Below are 15,096 nucleotides of genomic sequence, written 5' to 3'. Positions count from 1 at the left end.
GATGGAGGCTGGCGAAGATTCGCCGCAGACAGGCGATCATTCCAGCGGATATTGCTACCCTTGAAATACGGGTATCGAATTTTCGTTCAATTTAAATCCTACCTTTCAGCCTTATGGCCGTTTTTGGGACCAGTTGGCCGGAATCGCCCCCTCAAAATCCTTCCAATGTCCTGATTTTCAGGCAACTTGATCTCGTTCTGAGGCGCTTCGGCGACTTAGAACTCAAAGCCGCAAACCTGGCCAACATTGTTCGTTCTTGATCTCCGGGGGGAAGTCAACCGAACCAGCCAAAGCAAAGTGGCTCTGAAAAAGACGCGAGTTGTGAGATCCGGGGGGATATCTCAGCTCGCGTTTTTCTTTTGTCCGTAATGAGCGTGTCCCTAAGTCCCACCCTTCTTGTGGTTGAAATCCCCACAAAACCTGCGCGTATCGGGGCGGATGAAATTCGTCACGATCTTCTGCCTGCTCATTTGCGCACCGTCACTCCTCTTCGCCGATGAGGTCACGGCAAAACGCGAGGGCAAACAGATGGTCATCCGTTCGGGAGAAAAGGAGATTCTGCGCTATCAGGCGGAGCCCGGTGATTTACCGAGACCGGAAATTTCTCAAAAATTTATCCGCGGAGGCTACATCCAATCCATTCACACTCCTGCGGGAAAACTCGTCACCGACGATTTCCCAGCGGACCACCTGCACCACCACGGTGTCTGGAGTCCGTGGACGAAAACCGAATTCGAAGGCCGCCATCCGGATTTCTGGAACATGGGCGACGGAACGGGATCGGTGGAATTCGTCGCGCTGAATGATGTTTGGCAAAAAGATGGCAAGGCAGGCTTCACGGCGCGTCATCAATTTATCGATCTCAGTGCGACACCTCCCAAGGTTGTCTTGTTGGAAACTTGGGAGGTCGGAGTTTCAACTACTGGCGAAACCCACGTCATCGATTTCACCTCGACCCAGAGCTGCGCCACCCCTTCCCCGCTCAAGCTGCCGGAGTATCACTACGGCGGCTTCGGCTTCCGCGGAAACGCGGCATGGAACGGCCCGGCAAACTGCGAATTTCTATCCGCATCCGGTCTGACCGACCGGGTGAAACTCAACACCTCACGCGAGAGATGGTGCTGGGTCGGCGGCAAGGTCGATGGTGAAACGTGCGGCGTCACCATCCTTTGCCACCCTGCGAATTTCCGTTTCCCTCAACCGGTGAGAGCGAATCCCGACCAACCGTTTTTCTGCTTCGCCCCGCAGCAACTTGGTGAAATGGAGATTGTTCCCGGAGAAAAATACGTCGCCCGCTACCGCCTCGTCGTTGCGGATGGAAAGCCGGACGCCAAAGCCGCCGAGACTTGGTGGCAGGAGTATGCGAAGGTTCGTTAGAATTTTCGCAACACCGTGTCCGAGCACAAGCGCTCTTCCGTATTCGGGTGATCCAGCGTGTAGTGCAGCCCGCGGGATTCCTTGCGGCGGGTGGCGCACTCGACGATGAGGCCGGCGACAGCCACCAGGTTGCGGAGTTCCAGGATGTCAGCATTGACGCGGTGGCCCCAGTAAAACTCGCGGACTTCCTTTTTCAAATTCCGCAAGCGTGCCGTCGCCCGGCGCAGGCGGTTGTCGGTGCGGACGATGGAGACATAGTCCCACATCAGGCGGCGGATCTCGTCCCAGTTGTGATAGATGACGACGAGCTCGTCCGGCTCGGCGGTGTCGCCGTGTTCCCATGGCGGGATGGGCGGTGGTTCCGGGACAAACTTGCCGGGCGGATAGAGTTTCATCATTTCCTCCAGCGCGCGGCGGGCGATGACATTGCCTTCGAGCAATGAGTTCGATGCAAGACGGTTCGCGCCGTGAAGGCCGGTGCAGCCCACTTCGCCCACGGCGAAAAGTCCGCGCAGCGTGGTCTTGCCGTTCACATCGGTCAGAACGCCGCCGCATTGATAGTGCGCGGCGGGAACGACGGGGATCGGCTGAGTTTCGCAGTCGAGGCCGAATTTCAGCAATGTCTGATAGATGTAGGGAAAACGCTCCTTCATGAAGCCCTTCGGCTTATGAGTGACGTCCAGATAGACGCAAGTCGCGCCGGTGCGTTTGATTTCCCGGTCGATGGCGCGGGCGACGATGTCGCGGGGAGCCAGGGAACCACGCGGGTCGATTTTCTTCGTGAAATCCTCGCCCTTTGCGTTTATCAAAATGCCACCCTCGCCACGCACCGCCTCACTGACGAGAAACGAACGCGCCTCGGGTCCGATCGCGCCGGGGTTGTAGAAACAGGTTGGATGAAACTGGATGAACTCCATGTTGGCAATGGACGCGCCAGCCCGCCAGCCGAGCGCCACGCCGTCGCCGGTCGCGGAATCGGGGTTGGTCGTGTAGAGATAGACTTTTCCACAACCGCCGGCCGCGAGGATGACCCGATCAGAGCGGAAAACTGATACTTCGTTCGTCTTGGTATTGAGCACGTAGGCCCCGAGCACGCGGTCGTCGATAGCCGCACCGAGTTTCGCGGTGGTGATGAGATCGATGACGAAATGGTGTTCCAGCAGCGTCAGATTCGGCGTCTTGCGTGCTGTTTCGATCAGTGCCCGGGCGACTTCGCGCCCCGTCGTGTCGCGGGCATGGAGGATCCGCCGATGCGAGTGGCCGCCTTCCTTGCCTAACTGGAAATGCCCGCCTTCTTTGTCGAAAGAGACGCCGTAGTCCACCAGATCCTCGATCGCTGCCGCGCCCTCGCCGATGATCGTCCGCACGGCGGCCTCTTTGCACAACCCGGCACCGGCATCGAGTGTGTCGGCGACGTGGAGTTCTTCCGAATCGCCGGGATCGCGCCATTCTTCGGGCAGCACCGAAGCAATTCCACCTTGGGCCCAAGCCGTGTTCGATTCGTAGGCCTCGCCTTTCGTGACCACGATCACCGAGCCATGTTTCGCTGCCCGCAAGGCAAATGAAAGTCCGGCAATACCAGCGCCGATCACCAGGAAATCTGCTGTCATGTGGTCGCAGCATGAACCGGGATTTCCTGCGGAAAAGGCAAAATTGTCACTTACCCGACTTGACCCCGCCGCCGCCGCAAGCCACCCCTCCCGCATGAGCTTTTTCATCACGGGAACGGACACGGGAGTCGGCAAAACCTACGTCACGCGCCTGATTTTGGAGACCCTGCGGAACGAGGGCCAGGACGCCGTCGGCTACAAGCCAATCTCCTGTGGGGATCGCGAGGATGCAGCCGTCCTGTCCGCCGCATCCGGCGGGATCGATATCGATGAAATCAACCCCGTTTATCTCAACACGCCGGTCGCTCCCTACGTCGCCTGCATGTTGGAAAACCGAACGGTGAATCCCTTCGACTTGTTAGCCGGATTTCAGCACCTCGCCTCGCAACACGCGACGGTTCTCGTCGAAGGCGTCGGCGGCTGGGAAGTGCCGATCGCCCCCAATTACCGGGTGTCCGATCTCGCCGCGGATCTAAAATTACCCGTGATCCTCGTCGCTGGAAACAAGCTCGGCGCGCTCAACCACATCATCCTCACCGTCGAGGCGATCCGCGCCAAGGGCCTCACCTGCGCCGGAATCATTCTCAACCAATTGGAGGATGAAATGGACACCGCCATGATTACCAACAAGGGCGTCGTCGAGGACCTCACCGGCGTCCCTCTCCTCGATCATCTCATTCACGGTCAGGATTTCCTCGATGTGGATGCGTTTCTCCGGCTTCTGGGTTGATCCAGCTTCGAAGGCACGATTTCCACCGCTTGCGAAAGCCCGGGGATTCACCTACGTAACTGGAAATCATGATTCGTCGCGTCCTCATTCTCACCTCACTGCTCGTCTCCTCGGTGTTCTCGGCGGAAAAGCCGAACGTCATCATCATCCTCGCCGATGACATGGGCTTCTCCGATCTGGGTTGCTACGGCAGTGAAATCGCCACGCCGAACCTCGACGCTCTAGCCGCCGGTGGCGTGAAGTTTTCCCAGTTCTACAACTCCGCCCGCTGTTGTCCGACCCGCGCCTCGCTACTCACGGGACAGCACCCCCACCAGACCGGTATCGGCCACATGACCGAGGAGCCTGACGAAAAATATCCTGCCGGCCGCCCTCCCGCCTATCAGGGTTATCTCAACCACGACTGCGCGACCATCGCCGAGGTTTTGAAACCCGCTGGATACGCCACGTTGATGGCGGGCAAATGGCACCTCGGTCAGGACACCGAGGATCTCCGCCCCTTGCAGCGCGGTTTCGAAAAATACTACGGCATTCTATCAGGTGCGACCAACTACTTCAAACCCGGCGGCAAACGCGGCATCACCTCCGGCAACGACCCTGTGCCCAATCCGGAAAGCACCACCGACCGCCCCTATTACACCACCGACGCCTTCACCGACCACGCTATCAGTTTCATCGGCGAAACCGAAAAACCGTTCTTCCTCTACCTCGCCTACAACGCCCCGCACTGGCCGCTTCAGGCACCGGAGGACGTCATCGCCAAATATCGAGGGAAATACAAAATCGGTTGGGACGCGCTGCGCAAGCAACGCTATGAAAAGCAACTCCAGCTTGGCCTCATTGACAAGAAATGGCCGCTCTCGCCGCGCGATCCGGAGATTCTCGCGTGGGATTCCCTGTCACCCGAGAAGCAGGATGAAATGGACCTGCGCATGGCCATCTACGCAGCGATGGTGGACAAGCTCGACCAGAACGTCGGCAAGCTCGTTTCCTATATGAAGGAGAAAAACCGCTTCGACAACACACTCATCCTCTTTCTATCAGACAACGGCGCGTGCGGCGAAAACGGCATTCTAGGAAATCCCGGAGTGAAGGACATCGCCACACGCAACGCCTCGTGGAACGTCTCTTACGGCACCGCGTGGGCGAATGCCTCCGACACCCCGTTCCGCCTCTACAAACATTTCGCTCATGAGGGCGGCACCTCAGCCCCCTTCTTTGCAAGTTGGCCCGCCGGGATCAAGAAACGCGATGGCTGGATCAACACGCCCGGCCAGATCATCGACATCATGCCCACCCTGCTCGACGTGACCGGAGCCAAATACCCGGAAAACAAACCACCGCTGCCCGGCATTTCCCTCAAGCCCGCCCTCGATGGCGGCACGCTCTCCCGCAGCAAGCCGATGTTCATGGAGCACGAAAGCAACGCCTTCGTCCGCGATGGCGATTGGAAACTCGTCGGTCGCAAAGTCGCCCCACCCGGCGGCGTGAAACCAGACCGCTGGGAACTCTACAACCTCGCCGAAGACCGCACCGAATTGAAAGACCTCTCAGGACAAATGCCGGAGAAAGTCGAAGCGCTTTCCAGCCAATGGAATGAATGGGCGAAAGCCAGCCACGTCTATCCGAAGTAACGGCGGGAGAAAAACGCGGAAGCCCCACCAACCAGTCGCGGCGGGTCCCGTTCCAACATTCCTCACCTGACCCTAACTGCGGTAAGTCGAGGAAGTGTTGAGGAGAAACAAGCAGAATTTAGTATAAGACCGTCTTGGTGGTGGTCCGTTCGACCTTGGATGCGTACCGCTTTATCTTCGACGTGTTCCGGTCACCCTTGGGTGGGTATCGCTTTGCCTTGGACGTGTTCCGGTCACCCTTGGACGGGTACCCCTTTGCCTTGGACGCGTTTCGGTCGCCCTTGGGCGGGTATCGCTTTACCTAGGATGTGTTCCGGTGGCCCTTGGGTGGCTACCGCATTGCCTTGGATGTGCTCCGGTCATCCTTGGACGTATGGGGATGAGTTATTTCCGAATGGAGAAAGCCAGCGGGAAAACATTTCCGCGGCTGGGCGGTTGGCTGGCTCCGGGGGGGGAGGTCCCGGAGCCCACCAGCCTGATTTTGCTGTCATTTGTCGTGCCAGCGAAATAGTCCTACCCCACCCGCGGCCTCCGCGACATTACGTGATCGCGGGTTTCTCCTTCAGCTTTTCCATGCCAGCCAAAAATTTCCACGTCCGCCAAGCCGCCGTCTCCGCCCTCCGCGCCTGGGCCAAGGGCCATGATTATGCGGAGACCCTGATCGAACGCCACGCCCAGCGCCGGAAACTTTCCTCCGCGGACCGCGGGCTGTTGCAGGCGATCCTTTTCGGCGTCCTGCGGCACCGGAGATTGTTAGATCACTGGATCGGCAAGCTGCGCGATGGCAAGCTGGACCCGGAAACTCGCGACATCCTGCGCGTCGGGCTGTGCCAATTGCTGATCCTCGGCCTGCCGGACCACGCCGCGGTGAATGAAACGGTGGAGGCCGGCAAAGCCAGCGTCCGCAGCCTGATCAACGCGGTGCTGCGCCGTGCTACGCTTTCGCGCAAGCGGTTGCTTGAGGAAACCGGCGATCTGCCGCAGCCGGTCGCGCATTCGCATCCGGACTGGCTTTATAACAGATGGCGGCAGGCCTTCGGGACTCGCAATGCGATTTCCATGATGGAGTGGAACAATCTTCCGGCAGTGACGTTTTTCCGTGTGAATCCCCTCGCCCCGGCGCAGGAATCGCTGCCGGGAAAAGCGGTGGAGGGAGCGGCGGGTTTCTATCAATTGGAAGGTTCGCTGCCATCGGCGCTGCTCGCTTCGGGCTCGGTTTACATCCAGGACCCGGCGACGCGCCACTCGGTGGAGCTGCTGGATCCGCAGCCGGGCGAGCGGATTCTGGATGCTTGCGCCGCTCCGGGCGGGAAGGCATTTCTCATCGCCGCAGCGCTGGGATCCGCCGAAGGACTGGTCTGCACGGATTCTAACGAAAAGCGTCTGCCACGGCTGGAGGAAAACCTCGAACGCCTGCACGCGTGCAAGGCGAGCGTCTCCGTCCACGATTGGACCAAGCCCGCGCCGACGGAATGGCACAACAGTTTCGACGGCATCCTGCTCGACGTGCCGTGCTCGAACACCGGGGTGATCCGCCGCCGGGTGGATGTGCGGTGGAGATTGCAGGCTCCGGACATCGAGAAAATCACGATCACCCAGCGCAAGATTCTGGAAAATGCGCTCGCCTGTCTCAAGCCCGGCGGACGCATCGTTTACTCGACCTGCTCGATCGAGCACGCTGAAAACCTCGGGCTGGTCGAAGCGTTTCTCGCCGATCACCCGGAACTCGAACTCCGCGGCACCCGCGATGCCCTGCCATTCCGCGACGCGACCGACGGAGCCTTCGCAGCGCGGATCGAGCGGAAATCCACAATTCCCGCTGGCTAGGTCGGTTCCCACGACCTAGAAAACGCCCATGAAATCCTGCCTCGGCATCCTGCTCGTCTTTTTCACCTTCGTCGCCGTAGTCGGCGGCGGGGCGCTGATCTGGTATCTGAGCAACACCGCCGAATTTTCGAGGAAGGACGCAGCCCCCGCAGCAGCGCCGGGGGCCAGTTCATCCGCGATTCCGAAGGCTAAAGTCGCAGTTCCTCCTGCGGCTCCGAAAGCGACGCTGCCCGCTCCATCGGCTCCGCCCAAGGCGCATCCGGTTCGTTAGACGAGTCGGGAAAAACACCCGCGCAGGCCGGTCCGCCATTTTTCCAGGAACGCGAGGTTTCTCGCGGTTTTCGAGGCGGCTTCGACATCGGGATCTTGAGCGCTTTCGTAGGTGGGAAATGCCGCGCATTCGTTTGCGATCGATGTTTCCACCTTGGCGATCGTCCGCTCCACCGCCTCGCGGCAGAGTTGCGTTTCGCCTTCGAGCATGGCGCGGACGAGCGCGGATTTTGCCTCGTCGCGTTTGCGAATGACGGTCTCCGCTTGTTGGGTGACGGCACCGACCTCCGAGAATAAATCCATCAACGCGGTGTCGATGATGCCGCGGACGTCGCCGGGAGTGCCGCGAAGTTCCAGCCAATGTTTCAGACGTCGCGACGGGCTGGAAACGATTGCGAAAGCCTCCCGCAACGTGGCGAATTCCCCTTCCCCGCCACCCGCATCGGGGTGGACCTGTTTGCCGGCCTCGCGGTAGGCGTCACGCACGATTTCATCGGAAATCACCAGGCGGGATTCGAGTCCAAGAATATGAAAAGCATCGGTCACAGGTGGAAGAAACTGGTCACGGATCTTCATCGCGGTAAAGCTCCGAGCACCTGCCATGTCAGCCTCGCGAAAAATCGGACTCTTCGGCGGCACTTTCGATCCCGTGCATCTCGGGCACATCCATCTCGCGACCTTAGCGAAGGACTCCCTCCAACTCGACGAAGTCCGCTTCCTGCCCTGCAAAATTTCCCCTCACAAGACCGGCAGCGCGCCCGCCAGCGGCGAGGACCGATGCGAAATGTTGCGCCTCGCCACCGCCGGCCTGTCGTGGGCCGTCGTCGATGATTTCGAACTCACCACGACCGGCCCGTCCTTCTCGTATCTCACCGCCGAGGCGATGGCGGAGAAATTTCCCGCCGCCCGTTTGTTCTGGATCATGGGCGGCGACCAGTGGGACGCGCTCCCCCGGTGGAAAAATCCCGAACGACTGGCAGCTTGTGTCGAGTTCATCGTCCTCGCCCGCGGCGAGAACCCGGCTCCGCGCGATGGCTACCGGCTCCATGTCGTCCAAGGGCAACATCCGGCATCGGCGACGGTTATCCGCGAGGCTGTTTCAAAAAAACTAACTGATATCTCCAATCTTGATCCGGCTGTGGAAAAGTGGATCACGGAAAAACGGCTCTATCAGCCATGACGGAGTCAGTCGATGATCCGGCGCATCGGGATCATGTTGGAATATTCGAAGCCGCGCTTTTTGAAGAACTCCTGTGACTCCGCGCTGATCCGGTCGGTTAGCAACGTGATGCGTTTGAACTGCTTCTTCTTCGCGAACTCCACGACGTAATCGACGAGCATCGTTCCATAGCCCTGTCCGCGGTGATCGGGGTGAATCACCACGTCCTCCATCAGGATCACGAAGCCGCCGCGCGCGGTGGAAATCGTGAACAACAGATTCACCATCCCGAAGATCTGGTCGTCATTCCGCACGATGAAAATCCGCCCGCGGCTCGGTTGTTCGAGAATGAGTTGCAAGCCGCGCTCCTGCAGCGCCCGGTCCGGAGTGAAATCACCGGAAACGTCCAAAAGATTCATCACCAGTTCCGTCAGGGCCGGCAAATCCTCAATCGTGGCGGGCTCCACACGGGGACGGTCATCCCCCGCTTTTTTCATGGCTGAGTCCGGCACGGTGTTCACGGCGGGAATCTTGGCACGAATTTGGAATCCCGAAACGAAATTTTCCCCGCGCCCGGAAATTAATCCTCCGGGCATTGATGTTCCAATAGATCCGGACGGTTCGCCCGCGTCCGAGCCAATGCCTGGGCCTCTTTCCATGCCGAGATTTTTCCGTGATGCCCGGAAACCAGCACCTCCGGCACCGCCCTCCCGCGGAAATCGATCGGCCGCGTGTAGGCAGGAGCTTCCAACAGATTTGGATCGGAAAATGACTCGTCCACCGGTGACCGTTCGTCGCCGAGTGCCCCCGGCAGAAGGCGAATCACCGCATCGCACAACACCGCCGCCGCCAGCGCGCCGTTGGTTAGAACATAGTCGCCGATGGAAATTTCCTCATCCACCAGCGCCTCGACCACCCGGTGATCCACGCCTTCATAGTGGCCGCAGAGGATCAGCAAATGCTCCGCGGTGGAAAGTTCCCGCACCACCGCCTGTTTCAGCGGCCTGCCCTGCGGCGTCATCAGAATGACGCGTGTGTTTGGGCCGCGCAACGCTTCGACCGCCGCGAATAACGGACCCGGCTGGAGCACCATCCCCTGCCCTCCGCCGCACGGTGAATCATCGACCCGCCGGTGCTTGTCCTCGGACCAATCCCTGAGTTGATGACCGTTCACTTCCACCAGCCCCGCCGCACGGGCGCGCTGGATGATCGAGTCGCTCAACGGAGCCAGCGCCACCTCGGGAAACAACGTCACAATATCAATCCGCATGGCCGACGCTAGCCGCCCGATTTCACAAGCTCAATCCTGCAAAAGGAGGGTTCGACTGTGACCAACCTGTTTGGAAATTGCGGGTCGATCTCCGAGACCGGGGCGGCCATCCCGCAGTTCGCGTCAATCCGCAATAGACGAGTACCGTTCCGGACGGGTCGGCCACAGTCCGACCCTCCATATTCCCATCGCCAGCCCGCAGCCGGGCGATTAGGTTCCGTTCATCGGCCGGGCCATGAACAAACACCACAAGCTCATCATCGCCTGGTTCATCATTTCCGGCCTCATTGTCTTCACGGCAGTCCGGCAAATCCAGGTCGCTGCCGCCAGCAATGTCCAGGCGCACAAACCCCTTCCGCCGCCGGCGAAAACCCGCCACGCGATCCGGCCTCCCATCCTGCCGTCGAACGGTGATCCCGTGGCCGACTATGTGGCGCGGTGTGAGAAGGGAATGACAGATAGGGAAATTGGGTGGATTCTTGAGGATTTTAGAAATTCAGGGCTTGATCAGTTCGCTTTCAGTGAACGAAGCACTGACGATGAACTATTGGCCTATCGAGTCGCCCAAAACGGCTGGTATCGTGAAGCGCTGATTGATGGCCTCCGCCTCAATCGCGAGCAATCAAAAGAGGTCATGCAGAAACAGCGAGAACAATTTGAGAAGCTCAAAGCCGCTTTCAAGCGAAACCGGGCAGAAGACGGAACAGGGATTCGACCATCATTTGCCACTTCCCGCTTCGACCTGATACTTTCTCCCTTCTGGCTGATGGGTGCTGAAGAGTATGAAATCCCTGACTATTCGACGTTCATGCCTTGGGACCTTTGTTCACTGACTCCCCAACAGGAGCAAATCACTTGGAAAAAAGAATACCTGGCGGAGGAAGAGTCCGATACGGCGGTTACCTTTCCAGTTCATCCGCGATTCAAAAACGCCCATCCTGTCGATCAAAGTAGCGGCATTTTCGAGACGTGGCAGATCGCAGACGCCGTGTTCCCTTTTCTCAAATCACAGACCTTCAAGCCGAAGGAAACTAATGCTGATGTTTCCGGACAGGTCATGCTTGAGAACCTGCGGCTTATTCATCCGTCCCAATTCAAAATCATTCTCATGATTGCCCCAAATTTAGCCCGAGAACTCCAAAGTGCGCTCGATAGCGGTTCTCACTGACAGCAGAAGAGATAGCAATTTCCCTTTCCCCCTATTTGCCGACCTGCTGGATCGCGGCACGGAGGCGGTCCAACAGGACGCGGGTCTCAGGAGTGATGCGGTCTAACCAAAGGAGGACGGCATCGTCATCCACCATCGTGGGGATGGTGGCGCGGGTGACGCGGTGGTTGGGAAGAAAGCGGCGGGCCTCGTCAGCGGTGGCGAGGTGGAAGAGGCCGGCGTAGAACCATGGTTTTGGATCGTCCAGCGGATCGCGGACCTGGCACATGGCGCGGGCGATTTCGCAGGATGGAACGAGACGGCCGTCTTCGAGCGAATCCAGATAGTCCATCCAGTCCTGGGCGCTGTTGTTGAGATTGTTGTGAACGATCCAGGTGCGGTTCACCAATTCCGCCCACTCGACGGGATCCAGGTCATCGATGGGGCGGCGGGCCATGGTTATTCTTCCTTGAGCCAGTCGCCATCGGTGAGGCGCTGGGATTCGTCGGTTAGACCGAGCCACTCCCAAACCCATGCGGTGATTGGCTGGCTGTTCTGCTGCATCACGGTGGCGGCGACGCGGCGATATTCGCTGCCTTCGATTTCCCCTGCGGAAAGGCCTTCGAAGATATCGAGCGCGGCAAGGAGTTCGGAGTCCACGGAATACGCCTCGCCGTGGATTTCATCCCCTGTCTCGTCGAGAACGAGGCCGGGATACCAGTCGATCCGATAGAGCCGCCCGCTGACGGTGCCGCTGGAAATGAAGTCCGCCCCGGCCATGCGGAAATGATTGGATCCGCCACGGCGCAGGGTGCCGTAAACGAAAACGATCTGGGGGGACGGCTGGGGCATGTCGAGGGTTACTTGTCGGGGCGGTAGCCGATTTCGTTGTCGAGAACCTGCCGGAGGTCATCAAGACCGAGTTCACTCTCGGCGGAAATCGGAATGATGTCGATCTTCGGAAAGCGCTCCTTGAAAATTCCCAGATTCTCGGCAGCGCCCTCAAGGTCCATTTTATTGGCGATGATCTTCCACGGGAACCGGGCGAGTTCGTCGTCGTATTCCTTGATCTCGCGGCGGAGGATTTCCAGATCGGAAATCGGGTCACGGCCTTCGCTGCCTGCCATGTCGATGACGAAGAGCAGCACGCGGCAGCGGGTGATGTGGCGGAGGAATTCGTGACCGAGCCCGCGGTTTTCATGAGCTCCTTCGATGAGTCCCGGGATGTCGGCGATGGTGCACCGGCGGTAACCGGGAAACTCGACGACGCCGACGACCGGCTGGAGCGTGGTGAACGGATAGGACGCGACCTTGGGCTTGGCGTGGGAGAGCTTGCCGATGAGCGTGGATTTCCCGGCATTTGGAAATCCAACGAGTCCGGCATCGGCGATGCGGCGTAGTTCCAAATAGAAAACGGAGACCTCGCCGGGCGTGCCGAGCGTGTGCTCGACGGGCGTGCGGTTGGTGGCGGTTTTGAAATTCCAGTTGCCTTTGCCGGGATCGCCGCCTTTGCAGAGGACGAATTCCTGGCCGACTTCGGTGAGGTCGGCGATCGGTTCGAGGTCGATGCCTTCCGCGCTGCGTTCGAATTCGACGGCTTCCTGGACGGTGACGGCATTGCTGCGGAAAACGACGGTGCCGGGAGGAACCTTGCCGATGACGGTTTTGCCGCTTTTACCGGTCTTGCGGCCACCCGCGCCGTTTTTGCCGTCCTCGGCGATGAGCTTGGGGTCGTAGTGATACGCGCGGAGGTTGTCCACGGAGTTGTCCACCACAAGAACGATGTCGCCGCCCGCGCCACCGTCGCCGCCGTCGGGGCCACCGCGGGGGACGAATTTTTCACGCTTCCAGGAAACAACGCCATTTCCGCCGTCGCCGGCCTTTCCGAAAATGCGGATGTGATCGATAAACATGGGCGCAGAGTGCCAGCGGAAGGACGCGGGTCAACGGCAATGGTGAAAGTTGGGCTTTTTGCCACCCTAGCCAAAGAACGGCAAAGAGATGCCGCGATCACGGAGAAGCGGATTTTTCTTCCGGGATCGTGACGATGTGGTTCACTCCGGGCATGCAATCACGCATCGCAGCACTCACGATGATGGTCGTCCTGGCCTTGGCTCCGGCCGGTTTCGCCGGGGGGAAAAAGGAGCACAAGGCGTCGATCACATTCCACATGGAAACGGCGGCGACCGACAATCCGAAGATGACTTTCACCCAGATGGCGAACGGGAAAATGCGCACTTTTCTGCGCTCGCCGGAGATCAGCATCAATGACGTCGCATCTTTCGTCCCCTTTCCCTCCGATGTGGGAGATGGCTACGGGTTGGTTTTGACGCTCAAGGGCGGTGCGGTGACCCGTTTGGCGGCGATCACCAACAATAACGCAGGGAGCTGGATGATCGTCCAAGTGAACGGCCGGGTGGTGGACGGGGTGATGATCGATAAGGAAGTCAGCGACGGGCGGATGGTGATTTGGAAAGGGGTGACATTGGCAGACGTCACGCTACTGGACTCGGAGTTGCCGCGCACCGGCCAGGAAGGAAAAAAGAAAAAATAACCAATTTGCGATGATCCGATTCATTTTTCTCGCCCTCATGATGGCTGGCCTGCTCCGCGCCGAGCCCATCGACCTTCGTCTCCCGACAGAAAACCAGCATTTGTTCAGCGGAGAACCTGAGCAGTTCTTCATGTATGTGGACCTGAATTTCGAAGGACACGTCAACAGGGCTTGGGAAGGCGGCTCGTTTGGATTTGTCCGGGAGGCGAGGCGCATCAACGGAGATGTGGTGATGACGAGATTCCATGAAGGCATCGATATCGCGCCGATGAAACGGGATAACTCGGGAAATCCGATGGATCTCGTTTCCAGCATCGCGGCAGGCCGGGTGGTCCACATCAGCCCGGTCGCAGGCCAAAGCAACTATGGAAAATACATCGTCGTCGAGCATTCGTGGGAAGGCTCGCAAGTCGTTTCGCTTTACGCCCATCTCGCGGAAATTTTGGTCAAGCCGGGAGATGCTGTAAGTCCGGGAACGGTTCTCGGCCGGATGGGATTCACCGGAGTCGGAATCGATAAAACACGCGCCCATTGCCACGTCGAACTCGGAATGGTGATGAGCACCCGCTACGACGACTGGCACAAGAAGAACGGCGGTGGAACGAACTTTCACGGGATTTACAACGGCATGAATATCACCGGCTGCGAGGTTTCGCGGTTTTTCCTCGAGCAAAAGGCAAACCCGGATCTGCAGTTCAGCCAGTTCATCACCGCGACACCGGCTTATTTCAAAGTCGCAGTCCCCGCGGCCGGCACGCCGGATTTCGTAACCCGTTATCCATGGATCGCCCGGGGAACACCGGACAGTTCGACGAAATCCTGGGAGATCAGCTTCACCGCGACCGGGCTGCCGGTCACTTTCGCGCCAAGCCCGCGTGAGGTCGTCGCCCCTACCATCGTCTCAATCCGGCCGGCGACGGTTCCCCACCGCTACCTGACCCGCGGGTTGGTGAGTGGCGATGGCACCCACGCCACTCTGAGCAATTCAGGCAAACAACTGGTGGCACTGCTCACCAACGATTTTCCTGCAGCACCGACTCCAGCACATCCTCCGCACCCATGAGTATCCTTGAAAAAATCACTTCGCTCGGCCTAACATTGCCCGCCGTTCCCCTTCCTGTCGCCGCCTACGTGAACTGCGTCCGCAGCGGCAACCTGCTGTTTCTATCAGGCGGTCTCCCGATCGACGGCGACAAAAAAGTCATCGGCAAGGTGCCGACGGACGTGTCCATCGACGAGGCGAAGGAAGGCGCGCGAATGATCGTGCTGAACCGCCTGGCGGTGATCCAGGATGAGATTGGCTCGCTCGACAAGGTGAAGCAAATCGTCGCCTTGAATGGTTTCGTAAATTCCGAACCTGACTTTTTCGGCCATCCGCAAGTGATCAACGGCGCATCCGAGCTGCTGGTCGAAATTTTCGGCGACAAGGGGAAACATTCACGCACCGCACTGGGTGCCGCGGCGCTTCCTTTGAACGTGGCGGTCGAGATCAATCTGATCGTGGAAGTGGAAGGTTGA

17 protein-coding genes are annotated in these 15,096 nt (G+C 59.1%); 10 read left to right on the top strand and 7 right to left on the bottom strand.

Features of this window, described 5'->3' with window-relative positions; translation table 11 throughout:
* Nucleotides 1-438 precede the first annotated feature (438 nt).
* A complete protein-coding gene (locus tag ABIQ96_RS07875) occupies nt 439-1,377 on the top strand; it encodes a PmoA family protein (RefSeq protein WP_348214024.1) in 939 nt (312 codons plus the stop codon).
* Here ABIQ96_RS07875 and nadB read toward each other — a convergent pair.
* Nucleotides 1,374-2,987 carry an L-aspartate oxidase gene (gene nadB, locus ABIQ96_RS07870; protein ID WP_348214023.1) on the bottom strand — a complete coding sequence of 538 codons (1,614 nt, stop codon included), beginning with the start codon at nt 2,985-2,987 and terminating at the stop codon, nt 1,374-1,376. The two genes, ABIQ96_RS07875 and nadB, sit on opposite strands and share 4 nt — an antisense overlap.
* Nucleotides 2,988-3,081: 94 nt before the next feature.
* Here nadB and bioD point away from each other — a divergent pair, with 94 nt between their 5' ends.
* The 4 genes from bioD to ABIQ96_RS07850 all read left to right on the top strand — a co-directional run bounded on the left by bioD (nt 3,082) and on the right by ABIQ96_RS07850 (nt 7,449).
* Nucleotides 3,082-3,717 carry a dethiobiotin synthase gene (gene bioD, locus ABIQ96_RS07865; RefSeq protein ID WP_348214022.1) on the top strand — a complete coding sequence of 212 codons (636 nt, stop codon included), beginning with the start codon at nt 3,082-3,084 and terminating at the stop codon, nt 3,715-3,717.
* Between the two features lie 68 nt (nt 3,718-3,785).
* Complete coding sequence (locus ABIQ96_RS07860) at nt 3,786-5,351, top strand: arylsulfatase (RefSeq protein WP_348214021.1); 1,566 nt, start codon at nt 3,786-3,788, stop codon at nt 5,349-5,351.
* A 573-nt stretch (nt 5,352-5,924) separates the two neighbouring features.
* Nucleotides 5,925-7,178, top strand: coding sequence for a transcription antitermination factor NusB (locus ABIQ96_RS07855; RefSeq protein WP_348214020.1), 1,254 nt, complete (start codon nt 5,925-5,927; stop codon nt 7,176-7,178).
* Nucleotides 7,179-7,206: 28 nt separating this feature from the next.
* Entirely contained in the window at nt 7,207-7,449 is a 243-nt protein-coding gene (locus tag ABIQ96_RS07850) for a hypothetical protein (RefSeq protein WP_348214019.1), read from the top strand.
* Here the strand turns inward: ABIQ96_RS07850 and ABIQ96_RS07845 are convergent.
* On the bottom strand, nt 7,446-8,024 hold the full coding sequence (locus tag ABIQ96_RS07845) for a hypothetical protein (protein ID WP_348214018.1): 579 nt from the start codon (nt 8,022-8,024) through the stop codon (nt 7,446-7,448). The two genes, ABIQ96_RS07850 and ABIQ96_RS07845, sit on opposite strands and share 4 nt — an antisense overlap.
* Before the next feature lie 25 nt (nt 8,025-8,049).
* Here ABIQ96_RS07845 and nadD point away from each other — a divergent pair, with 25 nt between their 5' ends.
* Nucleotides 8,050-8,628, top strand: a complete 579-nt coding sequence (gene nadD, locus ABIQ96_RS07840; RefSeq protein WP_348214017.1) for a nicotinate (nicotinamide) nucleotide adenylyltransferase — start codon at nt 8,050-8,052, stop codon at nt 8,626-8,628.
* Nucleotides 8,629-8,633: 5 nt separating this feature from the next.
* Here nadD and ABIQ96_RS07835 read toward each other — a convergent pair whose 3' ends face one another.
* A complete protein-coding gene (locus tag ABIQ96_RS07835) occupies nt 8,634-9,128 on the bottom strand; it encodes a GNAT family N-acetyltransferase (protein ID WP_348214016.1) in 495 nt (164 codons plus the stop codon).
* 59 nt (nt 9,129-9,187) lie between these two features.
* Entirely contained in the window at nt 9,188-9,877 is a 690-nt protein-coding gene (trmD, locus tag ABIQ96_RS07830) for a tRNA (guanosine(37)-N1)-methyltransferase TrmD (RefSeq protein WP_348214015.1), read from the bottom strand.
* A 235-nt stretch (nt 9,878-10,112) separates the two neighbouring features.
* Between trmD and ABIQ96_RS07825 the strand changes: the two genes are divergently transcribed.
* On the top strand, nt 10,113-11,045 hold the full coding sequence (locus ABIQ96_RS07825) for a hypothetical protein (RefSeq protein WP_348214014.1): 933 nt from the start codon (nt 10,113-10,115) through the stop codon (nt 11,043-11,045).
* Between the two features lie 31 nt (nt 11,046-11,076).
* Here ABIQ96_RS07825 and ABIQ96_RS07820 read toward each other — a convergent pair whose 3' ends face one another.
* Genes ABIQ96_RS07820 through obgE form a run of 3 tightly spaced genes read right to left on the bottom strand, consistent with a single transcriptional unit; the run spans nt 11,077 to nt 12,937 of the window.
* A complete protein-coding gene (locus ABIQ96_RS07820; protein ID WP_348214013.1) occupies nt 11,077-11,481 on the bottom strand; it encodes a hypothetical protein in 405 nt (134 codons plus the stop codon).
* Nucleotides 11,482-11,483: 2 nt separating this feature from the next.
* Nucleotides 11,484-11,876, bottom strand: coding sequence for a gamma-glutamylcyclotransferase family protein (locus ABIQ96_RS07815; protein WP_348214012.1), 393 nt, complete (start codon nt 11,874-11,876; stop codon nt 11,484-11,486).
* A gap of 8 nt (nt 11,877-11,884) precedes the next feature.
* On the bottom strand, nt 11,885-12,937 hold the full coding sequence (gene obgE / locus ABIQ96_RS07810) for a GTPase ObgE (RefSeq protein ID WP_348214011.1): 1,053 nt from the start codon (nt 12,935-12,937) through the stop codon (nt 11,885-11,887).
* 152 nt (nt 12,938-13,089) lie between these two features.
* On the opposite strand from obgE, the gene ABIQ96_RS07805 reads away from it, so the two are divergent.
* From ABIQ96_RS07805 to ABIQ96_RS07795, 3 genes are read left to right on the top strand one after another with little or no spacing between them, the layout of a single operon-like run.
* Nucleotides 13,090-13,578, top strand: a complete 489-nt coding sequence (locus tag ABIQ96_RS07805; protein ID WP_348214010.1) for a hypothetical protein — start codon at nt 13,090-13,092, stop codon at nt 13,576-13,578.
* A gap of 10 nt (nt 13,579-13,588) precedes the next feature.
* Nucleotides 13,589-14,641, top strand: coding sequence for a M23 family metallopeptidase (locus ABIQ96_RS07800; protein ID WP_348214009.1), 1,053 nt, complete (start codon nt 13,589-13,591; stop codon nt 14,639-14,641).
* Nucleotides 14,638-15,096, top strand: coding sequence for a RidA family protein (locus tag ABIQ96_RS07795; RefSeq protein WP_348214008.1), 459 nt, complete (start codon nt 14,638-14,640; stop codon nt 15,094-15,096). Before ABIQ96_RS07800 ends, ABIQ96_RS07795 begins: the two co-directional genes overlap by 4 nt.

It is taken from the genome of Luteolibacter sp., from assembly GCF_039920825.1.
Classification (GTDB): Bacteria; Verrucomicrobiota; Verrucomicrobiia; order Verrucomicrobiales; family Akkermansiaceae; genus Luteolibacter.
The sequence above is the reverse complement of the archived record's forward strand: the minus strand, read 5'-3'. Positions and strand labels throughout refer to the sequence as shown.